This is a genomic window from Pseudoalteromonas umbrosa (assembly GCF_030125375.1).
GTDB classification, from domain to species: domain Bacteria; phylum Pseudomonadota; class Gammaproteobacteria; order Enterobacterales; family Alteromonadaceae; genus Pseudoalteromonas; species Pseudoalteromonas umbrosa.
Genome location: NZ_JASJUU010000002.1, coordinates 329,360 through 355,192, shown reverse-complemented (window position 1 = coordinate 355,192; position 25,833 = coordinate 329,360). Strand labels below are relative to the sequence as shown.

Sequence of the window (25,833 nt, the reverse complement as noted above, 5' to 3'; positions counted from 1 at the left end):
TACTCGGTTGCCGGGGCGAGTAGGAGGCTATTTGGTTCTCATAATGGTCACTGACATCAGTGGGTTGTCAAATTTATGAGCGCTGCTTAACACAGAATTCGTCAGACCATCGTCTTGACCGACAACACCAGGATGCATGGCAACCTTGTTCAGTTCTTCTCTTTGCGCATTAAACCCTTCCCCATTGTCAGCGGGGCCAGGAATGGTGCCACTGGTTTCTGAATTCGCTTCAGTACCAGCGTCATACGCATAGGTGACATAGTGCATCTCATCACCTACAGCCATAGAAGACACATCTAAGGCATTAAGACCGGTAAAGCCGTCATTTGTATTCACCATCATAGTAAATAATGATAATTTTTGTTCATCCAGAGAAGATTGCGACAACATAAGTTCTGTTTTTGCCCCCGGGGGTAACACCCCTTCTCCAGAAGTTTTACTCTGCACTACTCCTAATGCTAGAAGTTCACTGTTGTCTCCACTTTCGGCCATTTTTTCAAGCGCTTCACTGGCTGGTTGGCCAATTTCCCAAAGCTGCCCTTCTTTATGTAATACTACACCTACAGGGGACAGAGGTTGGGCATAAGTCATGTTTGTCACAGTGACTTTTAACATGGCCTCGCTAGGCTCAGGATCAGGTGTTGGGTCCGGCGTTGGATCAGGTGTCGGGTCTGGAGTTGGATCAGGCGCTGGGTCCGGCGTTGGATCTGGCGTGGGTGCCGGTGCTGGAGTTTCAACAACCATAGTCGGCTCATCGTCATTATCACTACAAGCAACCAGAGTCAGGCAAGCAATCGGTATAATCAATTTAGAGAGTTTCATGATAGCCACCTTATTTTACTGTAATAGTCACTTTAGCAACTGGGTTTAACCAACGGTGCACAGTATTGTGTAAATCACTGCTACCGCCTGTTGCATTATCATCGCCTAGGTTGCCTCTATGAATATGTATCATGTCATTGGCTTCATCAGCCGTTACACCAGAGCCATTGGTGCCTGGTGCAACACCTGGAGATGCTGGAATACCCGGCACATCCGGTGCACCGGAACCGTCTACTACCAATTCATCATTGGCTTCTGTACCTGCATCATATGCGTTCAGATAGACATGATAGGTGCCTGCTTCAGTTGGGATCTGCCAACTATTGAGTCCTATAAAGCCGTCGTTGGTTGGTAACATCATGGCAACGATAGACAGCTTATCGTTGCCATCGGTGGTTTCTAAATTTGTTGTCGTACTTGTCACGGGCGCGAGTAAGCCTCCAGCAGGGTTTAGGGCAGTATTCGCATTTATGCCTGTTAATATGGTATTAAGACCGTCTAAGCTGCCGCCTTCGGCCATGGCTTCAAGCTCATCGGATGCTGTGTCTCCAACATTGAATAACATGGCATCCTTGGTGTGCGCAGAAATGAGTATAGGGGTGAAGTATATTCCTTGGGTTAGGTTAGTAACCTTCACTTCAAGCGAGGCTGCATGTGCAGCACCGGAGCTAAGAAGTGTGCCTGCGATGAGTGATAGAATACGTGTTTTCATAATTGGCTCTTGTTGTTTGTAATTGACAACATTAAGCATGCAGGGCAATTATTGCGAAAGCCTCCCTCAATTATCACAAATTTATCACAGTAAGATCATTTTTTAATGCAAGCTCAAAAAAGTCAAAACCAGCCACTTGGGCTGGTATCGGGGGTTAAAATTTACCGGCTGGCGGCCATTGAGGGTTGCATATTTCATCTTCTCCTACGGCCGTTGGCGCTTCGGCTGTGATGCTTGAAGGGGTATCTTCTTTTGGTATACACACCTCAACAACATAGTTGGTGTTGTCGTGCTGGCGAACTTCTTCTAGTGCATTGAGCAGCTGTGCTACAGTGGTGACTTTGATCCCCTTACCACCAAAGGCGTCCGGTAACTTAGCTATGTTCCAAGCAGGCAGATCATTGTAGCTATAAACTGTGTTGAGTAGTTTATCTTGGTAATCTACCGGCGGATCTCGAAATGGATTTGGATTTACAAGGTATTGCTCGATACCATAGATACCGTTTGCCAAGACAAACACAACGGTATTTTGTCCATATGCATGTTGATCGGCCACCGCTTGACAGGTTTCATGAAAGGCGCCATCGCCGACCACCACAATGGAGCGCTTATCTGGGTAAGCACACTTTACGCCTGTGCCAGCTGGCACAGAGTAACCTATCGATAACCAAGCGGCTTGTGCAACAAAGCCATTTCGAGACGGAATTTTAACCTTTTGGGCACCGATCAGTGGGAAGCCGGCATCCACAATTAAAACATCCTCTTCTGATAGCCAGCTGCTGATTGCAGAAAAAAAGCTATCATAGCCCAATTGCTGCTCTGGCGTAGGCATGCTGCTTATTGGCATTGGTTTGCGAATGCCGCTAAGTTGGGCTGGCTGTTCTTTAGCTAATTTCTCAAAGGCCTCTGTGAGGAATAATAAATAGTCTTTAAGTTGGACCGATGGATAAAAGTCAGCACCCACATAGACACCTTTATGAGCCGATAATATGGTGTTGCTGCTACGAATATCTTGATTGCCAGTATCTTTACCCGTTGTCCATGCACCTATACCGATTAACACGCCATCTTCTCCAACCAGATCTTTTACTTCCGATGGGGAGAGTGTCACGCAGCCTTCAAACCAAGGGTGTGTTTCAGCAATGACGGACTTACTCAATGCAGAGGTCACAAAATGTATCTGTCCATCGGGCATGGCATGATGGCGGTTGATCACTTCCATTAAATTGAGAAACTCATCTTGCAACTCTAGGCGTTGCAGTTCAATGCCGGCCCAAAATATGCTTTTCGGTTTTGATAGCATAAGCTTTAGGGTTGCTTCGGCTGCTTGTTTGGCACAGCTGACTGTGAGCGTATCATTTTGCCGCTCTCTGACTCGCCCTTGTGGTCTTTGACACGGGCTACGCCAAATATCCTCGGTGACTTCAAAATAGATGGGACGCTGCTCACTGAGCAATGCTGTTAATGCCGAGTCGATTTGATAGGGGGCCTGTAGTGCATTGGTGATTCGCTCTGCGGCCACGGTGACTGGGCGAAACATGTGAATATCGACAAACTCATACCCTGTAGTATGGGAATAAAGCAAACCTTGGCACTTTGATATTTGGTCTTCTTTATTGGTGGGAGCTCCATTGATTAAAATAACCGGAACCTGCTCAACATAAGAACCGGCGATGGTGTTGAGTAGGCTAAATGCACCGACGCTGTATGTAACATAAGCGGCGCAGGGGCCTTTTAGTCTGGCATACGCATCGGCGGCAAACCCAGCGCAAATCTCATTGGCATTGCCTTTAATAGTGATGGGGGATTGGCTGTCGGCCAAAATAGTATCAAGTAAACCCGCGGTGTAATTGCCAGCGACGCCAAACATGTGATCAACGCCAATTTCTTCCAGCCGGTCTTTGAAATAGTCTGCTACCGTATATTCTTTGAAACATGAACTCATAACTAAATTCTCAGATTAGTTCGCAAAAATAGCGGCTCAGCGATTTGCTTAGCCGCCGCGTTGATATTGTCGATTACTTGGTATCGAAGTAGCAAAGGTCAACACCGATAACACTATCAAAGTCTTGTGTTTGGTCTATTGGCGCTGCATTTGCTGAGAAGTTAGTCTCAATGTACTGGTTGATGAGCTTGCTAGAGTTTTCCTCGTAAATTGCTTTGATTGCATCCGCAGCGTGAATGTTGGTATTTTCAAAATACACTTGGCTAAATGGTTTCAAACCAAAGCTTTTTTCTAATGCCAAATCAGTTGAACGTAGTGCACCTTCAACCCAGCCCTGATAATCAGAGAATGCTTCACCACATGTATATAGGTTTGGCAATGGTTCACTGAGTGTTTCCATGACTTCTTTATCATTTGCACCAACCGCCCATTGGTGAACGCCATAACCAAATTGTCGGCTTGCTGGGATATCAAATTTGGTACTACCCTCCCAAATACGTGCACTGGTTAGGATCGGTTCTGGTACGTAGTGGGTGTTAAATATTTCTTTGAAGAATTTTGTTGCCTGAGCTACAACAGCTGTCGACGCTGGATAGATATCATCTGGGACATCTTGTACATAATGACTTTGATTCGGGTGATGGTAAGTCTCGCCAATGTTTTGTAAGTTGCTCCAGAAGTTGATATTTAAATAGTCGCAATAGATGGTTAATGCGGCAGGTCTCTCGTATTTGTCATTGCCGATACGGTCTAATTTAGCTTGTACATCTTTTGAAGGGTGCGTTGTTCGCTCTTGATACATAAGCGCTGCGGCTAATTCATCATTGACGGCATAGAAAGGGTATACTGATCCCGTAGGTAAGTCGGCAAAGTTAGGACCAAATTCAACGGCGGGCCGGCCAGTGGTGCCACGACCCCACCATGCAGAGTCATAATACAGGTTAATTTTTAGCAGCGGCTGGTTGCTGGCAGACTGCAGTGTATTCCAAAGTTGCTCAGATTTTTCCTTGTCGAGTTGGTTAAATGCGTTGGAGCGAACAAACAGTTTTTCAAGCGCAAGTCTGGGTAGACCCAATATCACTTTTTCTGCTTGCACGACCCCTTTGTGTGTTTTCCCGTGTTCATCAGTGTGGCTATAGTGTAATGAATACAGCCCAGATTCTTCAGCAAAGTCGATTTCTTCAATACTAGTTTGTAAGTGAATATTATCAGTGCCTACTTCTTCCACGAGTTTATTAGGTAATGTACTAAAGCCGTCTTTAAAGGTTTTAAATTGTACATTGGCAGGAAAGTCTTCTAGGAGTTGATATGCAACCCCCGCGTTCATTTGCGATAGGAAGGTGCCATTAAACCCAAGTACACGATAGAGCATATTTATACACTCTTGTGAGTAGCCCATATTGGTGTAAAGGTCCCACAAGGTCCACTCATTAAGCGTTTGTCCTTGCCACTGACATTCTAATCTAAACGCTTGCCAAAACTCAGGGCCCCTGACTTCAGGGCGTTGCTGAAACTGTGGGTTAGCCTCTAATATACGATTAAACACGACATTAACGATGTCTTTGGGGTTCACACCTTGCTCAGATTGATCAAGGTTATATAAGTGTGACCAGATAGCATAATTATCTTGCTGCGCGTCTGTCACGCTAAAGCTTTCACCGCGAAAGAATAAACGGTTGTTTCCGCCGCTGTTCATCGGAAAAGGAACTATGTCATTTTGCAAGTTAAGCTTCAAGAACAGTGCCATTAAGTCGTCCATTCCATCAAACAAAAAGCGCATGCCGCCTTGCTCTTCTTTAACAGTGATAGTTTTTGGCTGATCTGAACGCAGATTATTAAATTCGATCAGATCGGAGTCTAAACGTCCACCGGTTCTATTTGAGCGTTCAAATATAGCCAGATCTTGTACTTGCGCTTCTTGCTGTAATCGCCAGGCACTATATAGACCTGACATACCCGCGCCAACAATGGCGACTTTTACTTTAGATGGGAGGGGTTTATCCGTGATCTCTTTGCCAAATGTGTAATGTGTCATAGTTTTTCCTTAGCCTTGATGGTTAAGTCTACTTTGGCAGACGACTACTCCTATAAACGACTACTGCGACTGTGCTGCAAAAGCAGATAGTTAAATCTGCGATTTATATAAAGCTTTACATTAATTATGTAAGTTGATTAATGGCCTTATGAAGTGCTATCGCACGGCGAATTTGAATAATTCAAACTAAATGTAGCACAAAGGTTAACTTTGTGATTGTGAGGTTGAATGTGTTTTTCGATCTATAAGGTGAGAGCCCTAGTTAAAAAATATGTCGACTGAAGATTATCTTATGATGCTTGAGTGCATTTAAACAATGAGGCAAACTATATGCAAAACATATGGTTATATTAAATTAACGCGAAAGCCAACCTAATGGTGTAAAGTCATGCGCTTTAAAATTGATAACAAGGAAGTCGACCTAGTTCGCGGTGTGGTTTATACCTTAGACACACAGCAACGAAAGCGGCATGAGATCCGCGCAAAAACCTTACAAGTTTTGACTGTATTAGTTGAAAATGCCGATCGTGTAGTGACTAAGCATGAGTTACTTGAAATCATATGGCGCGATTTAGTTGTACAAGATCAAGTTTTGGTACAGTCAATCAAAGAGATAAGAGATATTCTCGGTCCCAATACGATTAAAACTTTTCCTAAAAATGGATACCGTTGGGTAGCTGAAATCGAGCGTGTACAAAAGCCGTTTCAACTTAAAGCGTTTATTCCAATCCGTATTTTAGCTTTGGTGTTTTTAGCGTTGATATTAGTAGCTGGGTTGGCACATTATATCTTGGATAAATCCAGTACACAGCAGTTACCTCGTGTTGCATTTCTCCCTGTAGATAACGATATGCCTGATAAACTGCATGACTGGGTGCCGATAAAGGGGATGGATCACCTGACTTATGGGCTTGCTCAACAAACCGAGTTGGCAGTGAGCGATACTGATGAAGTGTTATTGGCAATTGAACACTTACAGCAAAGTGAGCTCCGACATACGGCGCCTATAGCACAGCTGGTGTTTAAACTTCAGCAAAAGCTCGAAGCACAACTCATAGTACAAACTCGATTGACAGGTTACCCTGAAGACTTGCAGTTACATTACACTTTGCATTCTCAGCATGGCCCACAGCAAGGTGTGATTTTATCCCACAGTGTTGACGATGCATTAAATCAGTTGATTAGTACATTGGCGGATAAGTTTGATCAGCGAGAAGTTACAATTGGTAAACATTATGAAGGCGCTTTTAGTAATCAAGCTTTTGCAAAGGGGGTAAATGCATTTTTAAAGCGTGATTATGAAGCTGCCATTGTGTTGTTTCAAAGTGCGTTAGTTGAGCAACCCAATATGTTAGCTGCAAGGCGGTATTTAGCCGGCAGTTTAGCCAACACTTACAGGTTGCCCGAAGCGATCAATTTGCTTCAAGACAGTTTATTGCTAGAAGATAACTCAGTGAGTAAAAAAGAACATTTACGTGCTAATTTACTGATCGGTTACCTATTGATCCATTGGCCTCAAGGTGACAATAGGCAGCAAGAGTTAGATTTAGCAGAGCAATACATAGCGAGGGCAAAAGGGTTGGCTCAATCCAGCCAAGACAGGTTATTTATTGCTTACTCGTATGAAGAGCTGGGTAAAATTAAACGTTTACAAGGTCAATATAGTGAGGCGACCAGATGGCTATTGGAAGCATTAGATTATCACGACAGCTTTCATGGGCGATATGGGCAAACTACGGCTTTGATAGAGCTAGCGAAAATAGCCATTGCTCAAGAAGAGATCAGTGAGGCTAAACTCTATTTCACCAAAGCGATGCAAGTTGCTAATGAAAGTAATGCTCGGCCCAATCAAGTTTGGGTATTGTTAGCTCAGGCAGATATGTATCGCGATTTGGGGCAAAAAGCCCGTGCGCACACAATGGCGCAACAGGCGCTAGATATCGCTCACCTAGCAGATAGCCCACAACTCATCGCCAGAGTACAGGCTTGGTTTGCCCATGTGCCTATTCACACAGTGAATTAAAGGCTGCAGTAATCAGGCTGTTTTGGGCTCCAGTCAGGCACTGTATCTCGCTGCGTGACTTTGAACTTTCTTAGTTGCTCTACTGCTTTGACAACGGCTGTCGGTTTAACGACTTTATCCTTGATAAAATAGACCCAGTCGACATCTTGATAGTATTGGCGCATTTGCGTAGATTGCACCAACTTATTAGGATCAAACCACTGGTTAAAGTTAATTGACATAGGGACTTCTGGATAAACCTCTGGGCCATGCTCAGCAAATAAGTGCCCATTTACATAGTATTTCAGCGTATTATTGGCGACTTGCAAAACCAGTGTGTTCCACCCTTGTAGTGACTCGATATGATAGTCATATGCGTTGACCTTAGTCCAAGGTGTCAATTGAAAGGTTTCCCAAGAAGTGGCAAATAGAGCCAAGCGTTCGGTTCCCCAGCCACCGTTGGGCAGGTATTCAAAATCCATTTCACTGTAGTTTTTATCCATCGGTGCTTTTAAAGGGCTAATGGCATAAAACGTTTGTATGACGGCGTCCCCGTCTGGTCCATACTGCGGCGCGTCATTAAAATAGACTCGTGCAGCATAGGTTCCCTCTTTATATTTTCGATTGTGGCACACTTGTGTGTGGCGCGTATTCTCTGCCGTACCATCAGTTTTCGCGGTAATGCGCATTACTGTATTGTTGTGATTGATAGGGTCAGGGTGGAAAGTCACGCCTTCTTTCCACCAAGTTGCGTTTTTAATCCCTGGGTGGCCGACTTCGTCACGAATTTGCCAGCCATTTTTTTGCGCATCAGAAAACTGACGATAACTAAAATCATCAAACATGATTTGAGGTGAGTTTGCGTTGGCTTTATGGGCTGTTGTGCAAATACCAATTGTACCTGCAACCAATAAGCTAAGTTGTGCTTTCATTAAGATTTTTTGCGTTAGCATCTAGTTTACTCCATTTTTTGTTTGGAGCTAGCTTGTTGTACAGATAAAGAAAGGGCGAATTAAACTTACTGAAATTTACTTAATCTAATTTATTAAAAAATATTAAATATATGATTTTTAATAATATAAAAATGAACCTTACTCATCCATAAGCAGGCTCATTGGGCTAGTAATTTGGATTTTAGTTGTTGTTTTGAACGTCTACCTCTTGTCCATCTGTTAAGCGCTCAGCGCCTCGAACCGCGATGCGGTCGCCGATGTTTAACTGACGGGCGATATCCATAGCTTTGATTTCGACTAGCTTTCCTTCACCTTTACCGACACGCACAGGGATTTGCTGAACTGTGTTTTCATCAGAGATTTTAACAATATGGATACCTTGCTGGCGGATAATTAAAGCGTCGCGATTAATCAAAAGCACAGATTGCTTTGATTCTAGTGGTACAGTTACATCGACAAGCTGGCCAACTGCGTATGTATGCTGAGGATCAGTCTCTATGTCAGCCCTGACTTCGACTGTTTGTGAACGAGGGTCGGTTGCAGGGATAACACTGCTTATTGTAGCTGTATTTTTTATTGGATTACTTAAATCGCCACTTTGAAATGGGAGAGAAATACCGGGCTTGAGATAATGTAAGTATTTAACGGGAACATACAGCCGAGCTTCTAGGTTGTAAATATCTACAAAGTTAAGTAAATCGCTTGCACGGCTGACTTCTCGACCTGCACGTTTAAATCGCTCACTGACTACGCCAGTAAAAGGGGCTTTAATTGTTGCTCTAGATAGTTTATCAGCAATAACTCGAAGTTCAATTTCAGCAAGAGCAATATCAGAGAGGGCCAAATCATGTTGGTTCTGTACACGATCTACCTGTGTCGCTGCAGCACTGTTTGTTTTAGCAAGCTTCTGTAAGCGGTTGAGTTCTTGCTTATGAAACCTAAGATTTACTTTTGCGCGCTCCAGCATTTCTTGTTGACGAGCTTGCTCAAGTTCCAGAGGTAAGGTATCCATGCGAACTAAGACATCTCCCTGTTTTACTTGTTGCCCAGGCTCTGCAACAAACAACAATCGTCCAGCAAGCCCCGAAGTAATAACCACGTCTTGCTTACCAAATAAGGTAGCACTGACCGCAAGCGAGCTAGATAATGGCGCTTGAGTAACTGACTCAACAGATACTGGGAGCGCAGCATGGCTGGTGGCATTCATCATGAGTGCGCTACATGTCAAAGCAAAGGAGAAGAGTTTGGCAGTTAAGTATGTTGTACGCATTGTCGGTCCTTATTGGTTTGACACTAAATTTAAAGCGGGTTTTGATTCACTATCTTGCTTTGGTTTTGGCTGCTTCCCTTTACCAAGTTGCAATAAGCTAGGCATTAATATCAGGGTAAATAGTGCACTGATTGCCATGCCTCCGACAATCACTGTTGCCAAACCGCGATAGATTTCCGCTCCGACACCAGGCACAAGCGTGAGAGGAAGCATGCCGAAGAGACTTGTTAATGTACTTAAATAGACTGGTCTTGCTCGTAGCAATACAGCTTGTCTGACTGCATCTTGTCTCAACATACCTGAGGCTTCTGCGACGCGTGTTTGATCGACAAGTAAGATAGCGTTGTTCACAACCAGACCAAGCAAAATTATAAAACCGATCATCGTAAGTAAATCAAGAGACTGAAAAGTAAATAAATTCAGTACATATAGCGCTATCACACCACCTGCAGCAGCCAATGGCATGACCGTGAGTACAAGTAAACTGTCTTTAGCTGATTTAAATAGCGCACTCATTAATAAGAATAAAATGAAAAGGGCTAACACAAAGTTGATGGCCATTTCCTGAATGGCCGAATTCATTTTCTGGGCGTTGCCTGAAAGAATAACACCAGCATTCTCAGGCAGTGAGTCTTTGACTTGAGGAATAACTTGTGCGGTTAAAATTTGTTGAGCTTGTTCTAATGACATTGTCGCTGGAGGCGTGACGACAATACTCACCGTTCTGCGACCATCGACTCGACGTAATTGACTTGGCCCGACTGTGCGTTCAACATGTGCAAGCTCTCCAATGGTTTGAATGCCTGAATCTGGTGTGATAACTGGTAATGCCTTGAGCGCTTCTGGCGAGTCCCAATTTTTGGCTCGTAGAATCACGTTCATACGATCATTACCGTTAAAATATTCATTAACGAATAAGCCACCGGTAAACGCTTGTACAGCTTGAGCGACATCTTGACGTGTGAGACCTGCCTGTGTAATACGACGATCATTTGGATGCAACCTTAGCTCGGGTTCGGCCATATCCAATCTTGGCTGTGGCTGGGCTGTTGCATCTGGAATAGCCTCTTTGACAGCATTCAAAGCAACGTGTGCGCCAGTAATGAGGTCATCCATGTTCGGGCCTGTAATCTCAATATCAATATTACGTCCGTCGCCACCATTTGATACTTGGATCATAGAGCCTCTAAAGAGAAAAACTTGGGTATCAGGCAAATCAACGAGGATTTCTTCGCGAGTAACTTTCATTAATTCCTCTACTCTTTGAGGGTCTGCCGAGTAAATGAATCCGCCAGCGTTAGTGCCGAACAAATAAAAATTAAAATCTTTAATACCTGGTTGCTTTTCCCCGGTGTAATGAGGCATCAAACGAGCTTTTACCCGTTTTAAAAGCTCTTCTTCCATATAAGCGACATTTCCACCTGGCGGGGTCGTTAGAGAGAAGAAGAAGCCGTCTGTAGGTGCTTGCGGCATGAAATCTGTTTTTGGCAGCATGGTGACCGTGATGAGCATGGAACTGCCTAATAAGCCTGCGATCCAGCTTATTTGCTTAACGCGTGAATTAGTTAGCAACATGATTAGTCTGGTTAACTTTTTCCAATATGCTTGATAAGGGTCTCTTTTAGCTTTGCTATCAGGCAAGTAACGGTTAGCCACTGGAATAATGGTTAATGCGCTAATAAGTGATGCAATCACCGCAATGGATAAGGTAAGCGCTAAATCTGAAAATAGCTGCCCTTCAATACCGGCCATAAATAATATAGGTAAAAAGATAGCTACGCTAGTAGCGGTTGAGGCAAATAAGGCTCCAGCGACTTGTGTCGCCCCTTTGAGTGCGGCCTTGTGATTATCAAAGCCAGTTGACTTTAGTCGTGCGATGTTTTCTTGTACTATGATTGCTGCATCGAGTACTAAACCAACCGCAAATGCAAGACCAGCCAAAGAAATAACATTGATGCTGCGGTCAAAAACATTCAGTGCTAAGAACGCCATCATTAAAGATACAGGGATAGTTGCTGCAATGATGAGGGTCGTTTTAACGCCACGAAAAAACAGCCATAAAATAATACAGGATAGGAGTACACCCAAACCTAAGTTACTTTTGACTAATAGCAGTGCATTGCGAATATGTACTGAAGCATCATAACTGAGCTCTATACTTAGGCCTTCTGCGGCTAATGGACCAGCATTGAGCTCTTTAATGGCTAGGTTAATATCATCTAACAACGCCACTGTATTTGCATCATTTATCCGCGCTATACGAATATAGTAGGCCGGTTGCCCATTTCGGCCACTCATACCCAAACGGTCAGAAAAAGTTTCTTTGACAGTGGCGATGTCGCCCAAATATATGGGCCGTTCATCAGAATATCCAATGCGCATTTGCAACATGTCCTGCAAGTCGTATTGGCCGGTAAAACGCACTGTATATTGTCTTCGCCCGACGTTAGCTAAACCTGCTGAGGTATCTTGTGAGGTACGCAGAGTCTGCCTAATCTGATTTATACTAATACCCAGTGCTGCCGCTTTATGTGGGTCAAACGTGACACGCAGCTCTCTTGAGCGTTCACTGGCGAGATCGACGCGGGAAACTCCTTGAATTTGAGATAATTTAGGCTCAATAATTTCTTCTATTTGTTTTTGGTATTGAGCCATATCAAGGCTAAGGCCTTCATCGCCTGTATTTAATGGCGTGACAAGTAAGGTCGCTGCTGCTGCGCCACCGCCTCCGCCAAAGCCACCGCCTGCAGACACCACAGGATCAATGGCGTCAAGGGGCAAAGGAGGTGCTTGATTAAGATTGGTTAAGACGTCTAGCATTGCTTGCTGCATATCCGTACCAATCGCGAAAGTGAGAGAGATGGAGCCATTACCGCGGTTAATTGTAGTATTGACTTCAAGTGCACCTGGGGTGTTTTTGACTGCGTTTTCGAGAGGCTCTATGATCACAGACTCAATTTCCTCCGGAGCAGCTTGACGCCATCCAGAAAAAATAGTGATTTGTGGTTGTTCAATATCTGGTGTGAGTTGTATGGGAAGTTTGAATATACTTAATAATCCAAACACCAAAACGAGCGCCAAAATGACGATGACGCTGGCTGGGTTTTTAAGAGAACTGCGCGTTAAATTCATTACAACATCCAAGTTTAACAGTACATGATGGAGTGTAACGATTGAGCTGAAAAGTGCCAGCCTCAAAAAATATTAGAGCTCTCACTGCGCGATAAAATGCGGTTTTAAAGCGGTTGATTGCATCTTTGCAATACGCTGTAACAATTTTTCATCGTTTGAAATATATGCCTTTCACGTGGTTAATTGAATAAGTGTGCTATTGACTCGCCGTTAGCGTGAAATCTACACAATTAAATAGCGCTTATGAAAATCATAGTTCTAAAATAAATGTGTATACGGATCAAAAATCCAGCTAATAAAATACTTTTTAACAATAAAAGTACAGTAATTTGATATAGGTTAAACAATGCTCTTTCTGTCAAAGTTTATCTGTATATATAGCGTGCTGTGCATTAATATTTCGTTCTAAGTTTAGGGACTAACTCACAAGCTGAAGGGTATCACCATACGAAACATCATTTGCGTGATATTGAGCTTAAAGTAGCTGGATAAGGATAAACAGGAACGCATTCGACATTTGATAACAGTTGTAAGGAGTATAATCATGTTTGTTGCTTTGAAGTGGGATCACCAAATTGGCGCCCATTTTGTGTCTTGGCTAGTTGTGGAGTGCGCTGCAATTAGAGATAAGTTTGGTTTGCCACAGGCTATCCCTCCACGGCGTGATATTGCATATTTCGTCAACCCTAAAACTGCAGAGCAAGACGCAAAAGCATTTGCTGATCATAAAAATGGTGTTGCCAGTGTGACATGTGAACAAGATTATTCACCTTATTTATCTGATCATCACGGTTATGCGCATTATCAATGGGATCATACTTACCTTGAAGAGTTGGTAAAGCATGCTGTTTTGTATTGGGAAGATGGGAGACATATTGAGAGTAAGCCTTTTAGAGATGATGTGGCTTATTTTGTTTGCCCTTATGAATCCGAGTCGGATAGTAGGTTTTTTGTGCAATATAAGTTGATGATGCATAGCAAATGTTTACTGCATAGCGCTTAACCCATGAAGAGTGAGGGCAACTAAGAGCCCTCAATAATAGCTTTTAGTTATAAATCCTGACTTGAAAAAATGGGATAATTATTTGGCTTAAAGCGGTTTATATTGATGAGAAATCGACTATCTTTTACAGGTAATGTAGCTGAACCATAATCATATGTATTTAGCTTGTCACGCAGTGTTTGGTTGTTTATCCCATCTCCAGTCATATAATACCAACTAATGATAGGCGGGGTTACAAAGTACCCGTAGTTGTTTTCAGCGATTTCATTTTGCTTAGCAAACCTCAATGCATGTGTTAGCAGGCCATCTTTATGGTAGACAATTTTTAAATGTCCATTATCAAAAGGCAGCTGACTAGCAGGTTTGGTGTAAAGGTCCCCATGTGCACTGTAGCTGCCATGGGTAACGATGCCGTCAATTGTCCAAATGGCTGCATATTCCCAGTCGTGACGATGACCACCACCTAAGTATGGAAAAACCTGATCTTTTTTAAAATATAGGGCATAAAAGTGGGCACAAAATTGTCCATCATTTGTCACCTTACAGGCATGTCTGTGCACAGTATTAGAGGTCAATAAAAATTGGTTATCACGACAGTGCCCGCCTAGTGAGCCTGTTGTTTTTAGTCCTGAATTTTGTTGTCCGGTGCGGCTTATACCTGCACTAGGTAGGCAGCCATCCGTATCAAAGTCAAATACTGGCTCCGTGTTGTTAATGATATAGGCAGGTGGTAATGCGGGCGTGAGCGCTAAAAAGTCGTTGGCGTGCGAGAGCGAACTAAGGGACGTGCAGCTAAGTATAACAGCACCATATATCACTTTTTTGGCCATCATAATACTCCTTGTTATCGATAGTGATACTAGTTAATTGAGCATTTATTCTACAAGGAGTTTATGACGAAATGTATATAAATTGTTTGTTTTTGATTTTTTACTCTAGCTCTAAACCCGCCTTTTGTTGGTAATCTTGTTTGACGATTTCCAATGCATCGAGGACCTGTTGTGGCGGCACTTCGTGTTGCTCTAATAACATAATGAGGTCAACTGCTAGTTTTATATGTAGGGGGGCCTGGTCAACTGATGGGGGCTTATTCATTCGAGAATTGTCTCTTTTTGGATACTTGTTCAATGGCGACATCTATGGCTATTTTAACACGTTCTTCCATTTGTTGTCGTTCAGATTGAGGCAGGTAAAACTCCATATCTACATCATAGCGAATATATCGAGCTGGTAACTGATTGAGAACGGTACAACAAAAATCTGCCATGACGTTATCGTCATACTTATCGTTTAATTTACGTTCTAAGATTTGTTCGATCATGACCTTTTCATAATAATTATGCAAATCATCATGTAGTTTCATCGTGTTAACTCCTCAGTTTTCCCCCTCAATACTACTTAAAGTCTATATCATAAAAGTAGACTGCGCGACTTAAGACAAAAGTAAAGTTTGTTTCGAGTAATCACAAAAACCGTCAAGAAAAAGGGGGTTAGGCAAGGAAGCGAGATGCTTGTAAGGCACTAAATAGTTGCTGATGTACGGTCACTAAGCTGTCTGTGTCACGCTGGTAACCGCCACCTAAGGCGCACATTAACGGCAAAGCATGCTGATAGCAATAGTCCAAAACAATTTGCTCACGCTCTAAAACACCTTGAAGGGAAATGTTAAAGTGGCCTAGCTCATCTTTGTGAAAGATGTCAGCGCCTGCATTGTATAAAACAATATCTGGTTGATGGACACGAACACAGAGGTCAAGGGCCTGCTTAAGTGTGCTTAAATACTCGCTGTTTTGTGTGTTTGCTGGCAGTGCAAAATCATAATCAGAGGTTTCTTTGAGCCTTGGAAAGTTTTGTTCGCAATGAATTGAGCAGGTAACCACATCACTGCGAGACTCTAAAATAGCTGCTGTGCCATCACCTTGGTGGACATCACAATCTAAGATCAACACGACATCGGCTTGTTGTGTATCTATTAATTCGCACGCAGCAATGGCCAAATCATTAAAAATACAAAAGCCACTGGCTCTGTCTGTAAATGCATGGTGATATCCACCGGCTAAATTTGCTGAGAAACCATTTTTAAGGGCGTAGTTGGCCGCTTTTATACTGGCACCAACAGATGTTAAGGTACGCTCGACTAATTGCTCAGACCAAGGAAACCCCATGCGTTTAATGTCGACTTGACTCTGGGTGCCATTGCAAAAAGCATCAACATACGCTTGGGTGTGACAACGAGTGAGTTGCTGCTGAGTGGCTTTATCATTGACGGGTCTAAGATACTGACCGAGTCCAATGTCTTCGATGCGGGCTTTGAGTTTTGCATATTTACAAATAGGGAAGCGATGTCTTGGGGGAAGGTCAAGGCTGCTGTAAATATCATCGTAAAACAACACGTCAGCGATTACCTTGCTTTTCGAGTTGTTGTATTTTTTCTTCGGTGGCTGAAATGGCTTTTCGACAGCGCCCTAAACGGGTGTGAAGCGCCAAAATTTCAGCATTGAGTTTAGCATTTTGCTCTGCGTTAGCACCATCGAGTTGGGCCCGTCGAAGATCGATCATCTCTTGTAGGCGCCGCTCAAATTCATGGTTTTGAGACAGTTCCTGATACAACTCATGAGAAGACTGCATAATACGCTGAATGGCTTTTTTATATACTTTGGCCTTTTTAGGTTGACTCAGTTTGTTCTCTTTTGCCCATACCGGTGTTGATTTAAGCACTTTAATTACGGCCTGCATTTGCTCACCCACTTGCTCTACAGCAAATTGGTATGCATGGCGGTTCTGCTCCGGTGGGAGGTTTTTTAGTGTGAGCTTAATCTCTTCGACATAATCACTGAGCAACAGACTTTTGGTGTGAAACAAATGGCTATCAAATAAGCTAGGCTGATTTTGAATATAGCGGTTTTTATCAAACCACTTAGCATTATCAAATTGATAGGCTTGAGTGCCCAATTGTTCAAGTTTGCTGTTGAGCTTGTTCAGTGCTTGGCTCATGAAAGATACGCCTCAAAAATGAGCTTACCCGCTAAAAGTATCACGACAGTATTAAATATAGGCTTTATTAGCTTGCTGCCAAATTTAATGGCTGAATGCGCGCCTATCCAAGCACCGAGCATCAAAAAGGCACCCATGGTGACACCGAGCAAGAAATTCACATGCCCTAAAGCGACAAATGTGATCAACGAAATGAAGTTGGACACAAAGTTCATTGAGCGTGCCAAACCACAGTTGAGTAGCAAGCTCATTTTATATAATAAGCCATTTGACGCGGTCCAAAACGTGCCCGTTCCTGGTCCTGCTAAGCCATCAAAAAAGCCCAAAGATAAGCCTTGAATCCATTGCTTAACCTTTAACATTGGCGTTTTCTTTGGCAAGGTATTTAATTCAGTAGAGCTGAGACTGCCGAACAAACTGTATAAAGCGACAATAATGATGATCACAGGAAGCAGCTTATTTAAAAACTCAATACTTAATTTATCAACCAGTAAGGTGCCAAGAATTGCCCCAATGGCGGTAGCGATGGTTGAGGCCGCCCAAAAGCGTGGATTGAATAATTGCTTTTTATAATAGGTAAAACTTGCGGTAAGTGAACCAAAGCTTGCAGCTAACTTATTGGTACCCAATGTTACATGCGGCGGTAAGCCCGCAGTTAAAAGTGCAGGTACAGTGAGCATGCCCCCGCCACCTGCGACTGCATCAATAAAACCAGCTGCCAGCGCAACTGCACATAAAAGTGCCCATGTTAGAGGGTCAAAAGCGAGTTCTAGCATTCTTAATCTATTTGTCTTGCAAAGGGTGGTAGCGTGTCGAGCATGGCTTTTCCATAACGTTTTGTTACAAGGCGCCTATCAAGTATCGTGATGCGACCAGAGTCAGTTTCCTTGCGCAGCAGTCTACCACAGCTTTGCACTAATTTCTTTGCAGCATCAGGTACAGTAATAGATAAAAATGGGTTTCCTCCTTTTGACTGAATAAATTCAGCTTGTGCTTCTTCAACTGGCGAGGTGGGTACAGCGAAAGGTATCTTAGTAATAATTAAATTTTCTAAATATTTACCAGGTAGATCGAGCCCTTCAGATAGGCTTTGTGTGCCAAATAAAATGCTACCAGCGCCTAAATCAATAGCAGCCTTATGACGGGTAAGCAAGGCTTCTCGCGACATTTCTCCCTGCACAAGAATATTAAGTTTCTTTTTGCGCAGCGCTGCGACGACATGATCCATTTGCCAATATGAGGCAAATAATACGAGGTTTGCTTTGTTTTTATCTAAGTATTGCGGTAATGCCTCAGCCAAAAAGTCACTGAATGTTTTATCCGTTGGTTCAACGGTTGTTTTGGGCAAATGCAAAGTAGCTTGTTGCTGATATGCAAAGGGCGAGTCTGCTTTGATGAATTTCACACCATCTTCACCAATTAATCCACTTTCTTTGGAAAAATGATCAAAGCTACCAAGCGCAGTAAGGGTCGCAGAGCAAAGCACAGCGCCAGCGCATTCTCGCCAAAGCTTGTCTTTTAAGTAAAAGCCAACTTCTATTGGACAGTCACATAACAAATGGTCGTGATGGTTTTTATATTCCATGCGCTTGATCCAGCGCGCATGCGGAGTGCTTTCACCTTTGGCCGCATAGCTGAACCATAATTTATTGAGCTGTTCTAGACGATTAATGTATTGGCCGCTTTCTACCAGTAGAGGGTCCGCTAAAAATGCTTGTACATCACCATCCGATACATCTGTTGTCAGTGCATCATGCATCTTATTTAGTGCCCTAAGCGCATCAAGCGTTGCATCTGCGATTTCTTTCGCTTGAGTCGTTAGAGACTCAGGGACATCTCCGTTGATGAATCGATAAGTATCGTTGTCGTTGTATTCAAAATCAGCCTTATCAAGGCTGTCCCGAACTGTTCTAAGATATTTACTGGCGTCGTTGGCAGCGTCATTAAGTTTGAAATTTTGTCCAATCGCTCTTTGCGAGACAATGGTATTGGCCATTTTGCCACTAAATTTTAACAGCTTTTCGAGCCACTCTATGGTGCCTTTGATGGTTGCGGCAGCGGATGAGAAGTCGCGTGTAATGTGGGGCAAGTGATGGGCCTCATCAATAACATAAAAGGTATCTTCAGGCTCAGGTAATATTGTGCCACCGCCAAGTTCTAGATCTGCGAGCAATAACGCATGGTTAATAACCAGAACATCCATTTGCGCAATTTTTTGTCGTGCAAGATGAAAAGGGCATAAATGATGGGACTTCATTTGGCGCTGACAGGCGTGTTTGTCACAGGCAATTAAATTCCATACTTTGTCAGGAATCGTATCTTCCCAGCTGTCTCTGTCACCTGCCCACTGCTTGTTTTGGTAGGCATTGGCAAGTGTCTGTAAACATTTCTGTTCCATGTCAGACAGTGGTGACGTGGTCGTCGGTACCAGAGACATTTGCATATCGTCTTGATTTACCGCAGCCATAAGCTTTTGTACGCAAATATAGCGCTGGCGTCCTTTCACCAAATCAAATTTAAAGTCAATGCCACTATGCTCTTTAAAAAAAGGCAGCTCTTTCTCAATTAACTGTTCTTGTAGAGCGACCGTTGCTGTAGAAATTATGAGCTTTTTCTTTTTTGCTAGTGCTAATGGCAGCGCACCAAGGCAATAAGCTAGTGATTTACCTGTACCTGTTCCAGCTTCGATGACGCAGATCCGCTGTGATTTGTGATATTCACCGGCAAGCGTTTTTGCGATTTCAGCTACTAGGTAGTTTTGGCTACTGCGAGGGCGATAATCTTCAAGTTGCTGAGCGATATTTTGATGGGCATGACGTACGGTTTTTTTTAAAGAGTCTGACAACATGTGGATCGCCTAAGCAAAAAAGTATGGATATAATTACAGGGGTGTATTTTAGGCGGGGTTCACAATTGGCACAAGCAGTATATCCGGGCTTTATTTTGTCACGGCAACAAACTTCATATAAAGGCAAGTTACGCTTGTGTTATTGGTTGAAGACGCAGCAAGGGGTCATTAAGGCTTTTGTTGAAGATGAGCAATGCGTGTTTTTTATCATGCAAAAGCATAGTGAGAAGGTAAAACAGAAGCTAGAGCAAGCGAGCTGCCGGTTCAGGTTAGCTGACGTTGCATTAAAGCATTTTGACCAATCTAAAGTCTGCGCACTGTATTTTTCAAGTTTAAGTGACTTTTACAATGCCAAAGAAACACTGACTGGATATGTGCCAATGTACGAGGAAGATATCCGTCATGCTGATAGATATTTAATGGAGCGCTATATTAAAGGCGGCGTTTGGGTCACCGGTCAGCCCGTGCAATGCAGTGGTTACATTGAGCTACGACGTGCAAAATTAAAAACTAACCCTGTGTTTGTACCAGATCTAACTATGCTGTCATTGGATATTGAGTGCAGTGGTGATGGCGTTTTGTTTTCAGTTGGCTTGGTATCGGGTGACAGAAAAACGGTGATCATGATAGGGGAGCCACAGTTAAGCGACATAAATATTGTTTGGGTTGAAGATGAAATCGCGTTACTTCATACCTTGTGTAACTTAATAGTACAGTTAGACCCTGACGTATTGATTGGCTGGAATGTCATTGACTTCGACTGCGTGGTACTTCATGAGCGCGCTCAGGCTTTGGGCGTCTCGCTTAATATTGGCCGTGATGGTGAAGCGATGCAAGTATCTAGTGGGAATTTTACCCGTGTACTGATCCCGGGTCGCGTTGTGATAGATGGCATTGATACCATGAAAAATGCGACCTATCACTTTGAAACATTTAAGTTAAGCTTTGTTGCTAAAGAAGTACTTGGTCGCGATAAATTGATTGCTCAGGATAATCAATTAGAAGAAATTATCAGACAATTCCATGAGGACAAACTTAGCCTTGCCAAATATAACTTAGAAGACTGCCAGTTAGTTTGGGATATTTTTGAGCAGCAGTCATTGCTTGACTTTGCGATTGCGAGAACACGATTAACAGGGTTGGAACTCGAGCGCATGGGTGGCTCAGTGGCAGCGTTTACTAACCTTTATTTACCCTTACTCCATCGCAGTGGCTATATTGCGCCCAATCTTGGAGAGCATGGTTTAAACTTTGATAGTCCCGGAGGGTATGTAATGGACTCTAAGCCTGGGCTATATAAAAACGTCTTGGTACTGGATTTCAAAAGTCTTTATCCTTCCATTATACGTACCTTTTGTATTGACCCTATGGGGCTCATAGAGGGGGAGCAAGATGTGCTCAATGCCATTCCAGGATTTAATAAGGGATTATTTTCTAGAGAGCAGCATCATTTACCTCAACTAGTTGCTCAGCTCTGGGCGGCTCGACATAAAGCCAAGCTCGAAGGAGAGCAGATGCTGCAGCAGGCGATAAAAATCATTATGAATAGTCTGTATGGTGTATTAGGCTCTAAAGGGTGCCGCTTTTATGACCCGAGACTGTCCAGTTCAATTACGATGCGCGGTCATGAAATCATGCAAACCACGCGACGATGGATCGAAGGAATGGGTTATGAAGTGATATATGGCGATACAGACTCTACATTTGTTAAGGTAGCGGATGCTGCCAGTGCAAAAGACTGTCAGGACATTGGCAAATCACTGATGGCAATGATCAATGAGCGCTGGGCTGATGAGCTTGAAAAGCAGTATCAGCTCTCAAGCTTTTTAGAGATAGAGTTTGAAACACATTATAGCCCTTTCTTTATGCCCACTATTAGAGGCCAAGAAACGGGGTCAAAAAAGCGCTATGTTGGCCAAATTGAGAGTAAAGGGCAACCTGAGTTGGTGTTTAAAGGGATGGAGACTGTACGCAGTGATTGGACGAGCGTTGCCAAAGAGTATCAGCAAGCGCTGATCCGTGCACTATTCGATGATAAAAGCGTAGTAGAAATCACAGAGCATTACATCGGCCTCATTACTTCCGGACAAGTGGATGATAAGCTTATTTATAAAAAGCGTCTGGGCAAGCCGTTGGATGCATACGTCAAGAATATTCCCCCCCATGTGCGTGCAGCTAAAGAAGCGACGCGCTTGGGCTTGGTGAATGGGCTCGGTAAGGGGAGCCAAATTGCATACTATATCAGCCAGTCCGGTCCTCAACTATATATCAAAGCGCTTACACAACTTGATTACACCCATTATATAGAAAAGCAAATATTACCTATATATAGAATGCTGCCTAATATTGATGAAAATGCGATCAATTTGGCAGGTCAACGATCCTTTGATTTGTAAATCTCTAGATGCGAATTTTTATCGCTTTGTAATATTCGAGATTTTGCAGCACAACAGATAGCCAATCTTTAAAATTGCTTTTACAGCGATGTAAATGCACCTTCCCATTTGTGCAAATTATTTGTAGTCAGTTATTTCGTTGGCTGAAAATCGACCACTTAAACGGAATATAAAAATATTTTTATTAACGCGATTGCGGCTTGCTTTTTTTAATAAAATACGGTGGTGTATTTTTATTGTCCATGATTTCTGTGAATTTAATTAAAAATTTAATCCATATTGGAGTAAGTGTTTATTAACTTCAAAAAGGTATTAAAATTTGATGTTTTGCTGTTTAGTTTTTGTTAGTGAGTGTTAACTTGCCCTTGTTTGACGTTTAACATGAGTCCCGATTAGTATCCATGCCGAATTTTTAAAACCGGCCACTAGAGCCAGAAGTAAAGACTTATAAAACTCAAGCTTACTGCTAAGTAGTAAGCCCAGGGAGAATCACATGTTGAACACTAAAGTAACTAAAGCTGTGCGTATTGCACTAGCGTTTGGTGCTGCTTCTTCAGCTGCATTTGCAACTAATGCTGTAGCTGCAGAAGGCGCAGAAAAAGTAGAACGTATTGAAGTAACTGGCTCACGTATCAAACGTGTTGATATGGAAGGCGCGAGCCCTGTTGAAGTTATTACAACTGCTGAATTTGAAAGCCAAGGTCGTGTATCAGTAGCCGACGCACTACAAAGCGTTACGTCAAATAGCTTTGGTTCATTCTCTCCAGCTTCAGGTTCTGGCTGGCAGTCACAATCAACAGTAAGCTTATTAGGTGCAGGCCAAGACCGTACACTAGTACTTGTTGATGGTAAGCGTATGGCGGGTTCACCGTCTCTTGGTGGCTCTGCGGCAAACCTAAGTGCGATTCCAATGGCGGCAGTTGAGCGCATTGAAATCCTTAAAGATGGTGCATCTGCTATCTATGGTTCTGATGCTATCGCTGGTGTTATCAATGTTATCTTGAAAAAAGACTATGAAGGCGCTTCATTTGACATTCAAGTAGGTCGCCCAGAAGCCGAGGGTGCCGACAGCAAGCAAATGTCTCTTGCTTTTGGTATCAGCTCTGATAAAGGTAACATCACGTTTGTTTACGATCACCAGACGCGTAACCCAATTTTTGAGCGTGACCGTGATTACACTAAAAAGTACGTAAACGATGACAATGGTGACGGCGTGATTGTTCACGGTGAGGAAACTATTGGTGTTAGCTTAATGGGCGCAACATTTTCTGATAAAAATGGTGTGATGACAGCTGCTGCGAATTGTGAGCAATTGAAGAACGATGTTCCTGGCTTTGTTGGTACTCTTGGTACAACTTCAGGTGGCACAGTATGTGGTTACTCATACGCTGATGTAGCGGCTAACTCTGCGTCTACACAACGTGACTCTGTTATGACGAGCATGACGTATAACCTGACTGACGATTTAGAGCTTTATACGCGTGCTATGTTAAGCCGTAATGACTCTTTTGGTCGATATGCACCTCCTGCTGCAACAATTTGGAATATGCCAGCTGATCACCCATTAAATGAATTAGGTGAAGACGGCGTAAATGGCCATTTCCGTTGGTACCAAGTTGGTAACCGTGACACGAATGTAACGGACTATCAACAAGACTATATGATCGGCTTAAAAGGTTTCTTCGGTGAAACGGCTGAATACGAAATTGCTTACCACAAAGCAAAATTAGATTACCGTCGTGCGGGTCGTAATTACCTAAGCTCAGGTGGTTTGGCATATAACTTTGACAGAGTAAACGATGAAACACCTATCGTTCAAGGTTCTGAAGAGTGGAACAACAACCTAGCAACTACTGTTTATGTAGAAGATCAAAACGAACTTAACCATATCTTTGGTGGTGTTTCATTTGCTGCTGGTGAACTAGAAGGCGGCGAAATTCAGCATTACATCGGTGCCGAGTACTTCGACCAAGAGCTTCGCTCACAATATGATGCACAAAGTGAAGCTGGCCTAGTAGGTGGTTCTGCTGGTAGTTCTTCAGCTGGTGAGCGTGATACGAAAGCTGTATTTTATGAAATCGCAATGCCTGTACTGGATAACTTAATCCTAAGTGCCGCATACCGCTATGACAGATACAGTGACTTTGGTAGCAAGGGTACTCCAAGCTTTAAAGTTGAATACCGTCCTATGGATGATCTACTTGTTCGTGGTTCATACTCAAAAGGTTTCCGTGCACCATCTCTAAACGAGTTACTAGCGGCACCGTCGGAGAGCCACCCTCGAGTTATCGACTATGTAAAATGTGAGAAAAATGGTTTCGCTCCAGCAGATTGTAAGGCTGGTGCAGTTTCTAATCTACGTAATGGTAATAAGAATTTAGGTCCAGAAGAGTCAACATATATCAATGCAGGTATTGTTTACTCTGGCTTTGAAGATGTTGGTATTAAGCTTGACTTCTTCTCACTAGAAATTGATAACGTTATCTCTCTAATCACAGTTCAAGATCTGATGAATGCAGATTATGCTGGTGTGCTTGGTAACATTGAGAGTGCATACCCTGGCGTGAACTTAGATCGTCATGCCAACGGCAATATCAATGGCTTAGTAACGACGCGTTATGAAAATGGTTCATTCATGTCTCGTAAGGGTTTAGATTTAGACCTTTCTTACCGCTTAGACACAAGCTTCGGGGAGTTCAAGTTTAAGAAAGTAACGACTTACATTCTTGAAGCGAAAGAAGATGTTTTCTTCGGTGGTCCATCACAAGATACTGCGGGTGCACCAGAGACTCCTGAGTGGCGTTCACAACTATCTGTTAACTACTCAATTGACAACGTAGCAGTTAACTGGACTACAGATATCGTTGCTAGCACAGCTGAAGATGAAGTATTAACTGTTGAAAACAATGACTTCTTCTATACTTACAGCAACCACAACCCAACTTACGTTGTTCATAACTTAAATACTAAGTACTTCACAGAAGGTTACGGTACTTGGACACTAGGTGTGAGAAACTTGTTTGACAAAGGTGTGGTGCTTGATGATGCTAACCGCTGGGTAAATTACTCAATTTACGGCGCTGGCCACATTGGTCGTGAAATCTTTGCAGGCTACAACGTTAGCTTCTAATCTTTATATTTCACTTACTAAGCCTCGCTTCATGCGAGGCTTTTTTTTGAGTCATTTTCGTTATTTTCTAATCCTCTACTGACTTGCCTATTAATCAACCTAAGTGTTTTCCGTATAGGTTGAATATTACGCCAACATTTATTGCTTAAAATCAAATAATGAAATCGCATATAATTGCATAAAGGTAAATTATTGGTGTGTTGTTTTTGTTTTGGGTCTGCATTGTGTAAATTGTGACTGGTTTTTTCTACCTTGTCCATTGGGGTACTGTTTGCACATTTTAAATTTAATACTGTCAAGAGGTGGTTTTTTATGCGTATTTAAATTATATCAATATGATAATTATAGATTTATTATTTCTTTGTCATTTTTGTAGTCTTTGTTGTGTGCTGTTTTGGTTGATTAGAGGTGGTGTTCCACTAGGTGTTAATGTTCCCTTTCTTAATGCAGTTAATTAAATCCTTTTAATTCATTGGTTTGATGTTTTTTTGTTGTTTCTTTTGTGACTTTTTGTGCTTAGTGATGTTTATTTTGTTTCAATAAATGCAATAAAGTTGTTGACGGTAGTGCTTTGTGTTGTTTAATATTTCA

18 protein-coding genes are annotated in these 25,833 nt (G+C 42.7%); 4 read left to right on the top strand and 14 right to left on the bottom strand.

Going from position 1 to position 25,833, the window contains the following annotated elements:
* Positions 1-27: 27 nt before the first annotated feature.
* The 4 genes from QNM16_RS08835 to QNM16_RS08820 form a co-directional block, all read right to left on the bottom strand.
* Positions 28-822 carry a spondin domain-containing protein gene (locus QNM16_RS08835; RefSeq protein ID WP_284020138.1) on the bottom strand — a complete coding sequence of 265 codons (795 nt, stop codon included), beginning with the start codon at positions 820-822 and terminating at the stop codon, positions 28-30.
* Between the two features lie 10 nt (positions 823-832).
* Positions 833-1,534 carry a spondin domain-containing protein gene (locus tag QNM16_RS08830; protein WP_284020137.1) on the bottom strand — a complete coding sequence of 234 codons (702 nt, stop codon included), beginning with the start codon at positions 1,532-1,534 and terminating at the stop codon, positions 833-835.
* Positions 1,535-1,688: 154 nt separating this feature from the next.
* Positions 1,689-3,479 carry an alpha-keto acid decarboxylase family protein gene (locus tag QNM16_RS08825; RefSeq protein WP_284020136.1) on the bottom strand — a complete coding sequence of 597 codons (1,791 nt, stop codon included), beginning with the start codon at positions 3,477-3,479 and terminating at the stop codon, positions 1,689-1,691.
* 73 nt (positions 3,480-3,552) lie between these two features.
* Positions 3,553-5,514, bottom strand: a complete 1,962-nt coding sequence (locus tag QNM16_RS08820; protein ID WP_284020135.1) for an FAD-dependent L-amino acid oxidase — start codon at positions 5,512-5,514, stop codon at positions 3,553-3,555.
* 388 nt (positions 5,515-5,902) lie between these two features.
* On the opposite strand from QNM16_RS08820, the gene QNM16_RS08815 reads away from it, so the two are divergent.
* The gene (locus tag QNM16_RS08815; RefSeq protein WP_284020134.1) at positions 5,903-7,537 is read left to right on the top strand and encodes a winged helix-turn-helix domain-containing protein; all 1,635 of its coding nucleotides are present in this window, start codon (positions 5,903-5,905) and stop codon (positions 7,535-7,537) included.
* Here QNM16_RS08815 and QNM16_RS08810 read toward each other — a convergent pair.
* From QNM16_RS08810 to QNM16_RS08800, 3 genes are all read right to left on the bottom strand, one after another.
* Positions 7,534-8,469, bottom strand: coding sequence for a glycoside hydrolase family 16 protein (locus QNM16_RS08810; protein WP_284020133.1), 936 nt, complete (start codon positions 8,467-8,469; stop codon positions 7,534-7,536). The two genes, QNM16_RS08815 and QNM16_RS08810, sit on opposite strands and share 4 nt — an antisense overlap.
* Before the next feature lie 181 nt (positions 8,470-8,650).
* On the bottom strand, positions 8,651-9,739 hold the full coding sequence (locus tag QNM16_RS08805) for an efflux RND transporter periplasmic adaptor subunit (RefSeq protein WP_284020132.1): 1,089 nt from the start codon (positions 9,737-9,739) through the stop codon (positions 8,651-8,653).
* Between the two features lie 9 nt (positions 9,740-9,748).
* Positions 9,749-12,871 (bottom strand): efflux RND transporter permease subunit, encoded by a 3,123-nt coding sequence (locus QNM16_RS08800; RefSeq protein WP_284020131.1) that lies wholly within the window; start codon positions 12,869-12,871, stop codon positions 9,749-9,751.
* Positions 12,872-13,415: 544 nt separating this feature from the next.
* Between QNM16_RS08800 and QNM16_RS08795 the strand changes: the two genes are divergently transcribed.
* Positions 13,416-13,874, top strand: coding sequence for a hypothetical protein (locus QNM16_RS08795; RefSeq protein WP_284020130.1), 459 nt, complete (start codon positions 13,416-13,418; stop codon positions 13,872-13,874).
* Positions 13,875-13,921: 47 nt separating this feature from the next.
* Here the strand turns inward: QNM16_RS08795 and QNM16_RS08790 are convergent, their stop codons facing one another.
* From QNM16_RS08790 to dinG, 7 genes are all read right to left on the bottom strand, one after another.
* Positions 13,922-14,707, bottom strand: coding sequence for an NPP1 family protein (locus tag QNM16_RS08790; protein ID WP_284020129.1), 786 nt, complete (start codon positions 14,705-14,707; stop codon positions 13,922-13,924).
* A 97-nt stretch (positions 14,708-14,804) separates the two neighbouring features.
* Positions 14,805-14,969 carry a YbaM family protein gene (locus QNM16_RS08785; protein ID WP_284020128.1) on the bottom strand — a complete coding sequence of 55 codons (165 nt, stop codon included), beginning with the start codon at positions 14,967-14,969 and terminating at the stop codon, positions 14,805-14,807.
* Complete coding sequence (locus QNM16_RS08780; protein ID WP_063360279.1) at positions 14,962-15,237, bottom strand: late competence development ComFB family protein; 276 nt, start codon at positions 15,235-15,237, stop codon at positions 14,962-14,964. The genes QNM16_RS08785 and QNM16_RS08780 overlap by 8 nt, the downstream gene beginning before the upstream one ends.
* A gap of 127 nt (positions 15,238-15,364) precedes the next feature.
* The gene (locus QNM16_RS08775) at positions 15,365-16,267 is read right to left on the bottom strand and encodes a histone deacetylase family protein (RefSeq protein ID WP_284020127.1); all 903 of its coding nucleotides are present in this window, start codon (positions 16,265-16,267) and stop codon (positions 15,365-15,367) included.
* Between the two features lies 1 nt (position 16,268).
* Positions 16,269-16,868, bottom strand: coding sequence for a primosomal replication protein (locus QNM16_RS08770; protein WP_063360277.1), 600 nt, complete (start codon positions 16,866-16,868; stop codon positions 16,269-16,271).
* Complete coding sequence (locus QNM16_RS08765; RefSeq protein WP_284020126.1) at positions 16,865-17,644, bottom strand: sulfite exporter TauE/SafE family protein; 780 nt, start codon at positions 17,642-17,644, stop codon at positions 16,865-16,867. Before QNM16_RS08765 ends, QNM16_RS08770 begins: the two co-directional genes overlap by 4 nt.
* A 2-nt stretch (positions 17,645-17,646) precedes the next feature.
* The gene (dinG, locus tag QNM16_RS08760; RefSeq protein ID WP_284020125.1) at positions 17,647-19,716 is read right to left on the bottom strand and encodes an ATP-dependent DNA helicase DinG; all 2,070 of its coding nucleotides are present in this window, start codon (positions 19,714-19,716) and stop codon (positions 17,647-17,649) included.
* Between the two features lie 23 nt (positions 19,717-19,739).
* On the opposite strand from dinG, the gene QNM16_RS08755 reads away from it, so the two are divergent.
* Both QNM16_RS08755 and QNM16_RS08750 read left to right on the top strand, forming a co-directional pair.
* Positions 19,740-22,112, top strand: coding sequence for a DNA polymerase II (locus QNM16_RS08755; RefSeq protein ID WP_284020124.1), 2,373 nt, complete (start codon positions 19,740-19,742; stop codon positions 22,110-22,112).
* A gap of 493 nt (positions 22,113-22,605) precedes the next feature.
* Positions 22,606-25,242, top strand: a complete 2,637-nt coding sequence (locus tag QNM16_RS08750; RefSeq protein ID WP_284020123.1) for a TonB-dependent receptor plug domain-containing protein — start codon at positions 22,606-22,608, stop codon at positions 25,240-25,242.
* Positions 25,243-25,833: the final 591 nt, after the last annotated feature.

What these genes read in the sequence shown, in the direction of transcription:
- QNM16_RS08755 (WP_284020124.1), top strand. Translation starts at nt 19,740, where the DNA reads ATGGATATAATTACAGGGGTGTATTTTAGGCGGGGTTCACAATTGGCA.
- QNM16_RS08815 (WP_284020134.1), top strand. Translation starts at nt 5,903, where the DNA reads ATGCGCTTTAAAATTGATAACAAGGAAGTCGACCTAGTTCGCGGTGTG.
- QNM16_RS08780 (WP_063360279.1), bottom strand. Translation starts at nt 15,237, where the DNA reads ATGAAACTACATGATGATTTGCATAATTATTATGAAAAGGTCATGATC.
- QNM16_RS08835 (WP_284020138.1), bottom strand. Translation starts at nt 822, where the DNA reads ATGAAACTCTCTAAATTGATTATACCGATTGCTTGCCTGACTCTGGTT.
- QNM16_RS08770 (WP_063360277.1), bottom strand. Translation starts at nt 16,868, where the DNA reads ATGAGCCAAGCACTGAACAAGCTCAACAGCAAACTTGAACAATTGGGC.
- dinG (WP_284020125.1), bottom strand. Translation starts at nt 19,716, where the DNA reads ATGTTGTCAGACTCTTTAAAAAAAACCGTACGTCATGCCCATCAAAAT.
- QNM16_RS08790 (WP_284020129.1), bottom strand. Translation starts at nt 14,707, where the DNA reads ATGATGGCCAAAAAAGTGATATATGGTGCTGTTATACTTAGCTGCACG.
- QNM16_RS08820 (WP_284020135.1), bottom strand. Translation starts at nt 5,514, where the DNA reads ATGACACATTACACATTTGGCAAAGAGATCACGGATAAACCCCTCCCA.
- QNM16_RS08805 (WP_284020132.1), bottom strand. Translation starts at nt 9,739, where the DNA reads ATGCGTACAACATACTTAACTGCCAAACTCTTCTCCTTTGCTTTGACA.
- QNM16_RS08830 (WP_284020137.1), bottom strand. Translation starts at nt 1,534, where the DNA reads ATGAAAACACGTATTCTATCACTCATCGCAGGCACACTTCTTAGCTCC.
- QNM16_RS08825 (WP_284020136.1), bottom strand. Translation starts at nt 3,479, where the DNA reads ATGAGTTCATGTTTCAAAGAATATACGGTAGCAGACTATTTCAAAGAC.
- QNM16_RS08785 (WP_284020128.1), bottom strand. Translation starts at nt 14,969, where the DNA reads ATGAATAAGCCCCCATCAGTTGACCAGGCCCCCCTACATATAAAACTA.
- QNM16_RS08810 (WP_284020133.1), bottom strand. Translation starts at nt 8,469, where the DNA reads ATGCTAACGCAAAAAATCTTAATGAAAGCACAACTTAGCTTATTGGTT.
- QNM16_RS08750 (WP_284020123.1), top strand. Translation starts at nt 22,606, where the DNA reads ATGTTGAACACTAAAGTAACTAAAGCTGTGCGTATTGCACTAGCGTTT.
- QNM16_RS08800 (WP_284020131.1), bottom strand. Translation starts at nt 12,871, where the DNA reads ATGAATTTAACGCGCAGTTCTCTTAAAAACCCAGCCAGCGTCATCGTC.
- QNM16_RS08765 (WP_284020126.1), bottom strand. Translation starts at nt 17,644, where the DNA reads ATGCTAGAACTCGCTTTTGACCCTCTAACATGGGCACTTTTATGTGCA.
- QNM16_RS08795 (WP_284020130.1), top strand. Translation starts at nt 13,416, where the DNA reads ATGTTTGTTGCTTTGAAGTGGGATCACCAAATTGGCGCCCATTTTGTG.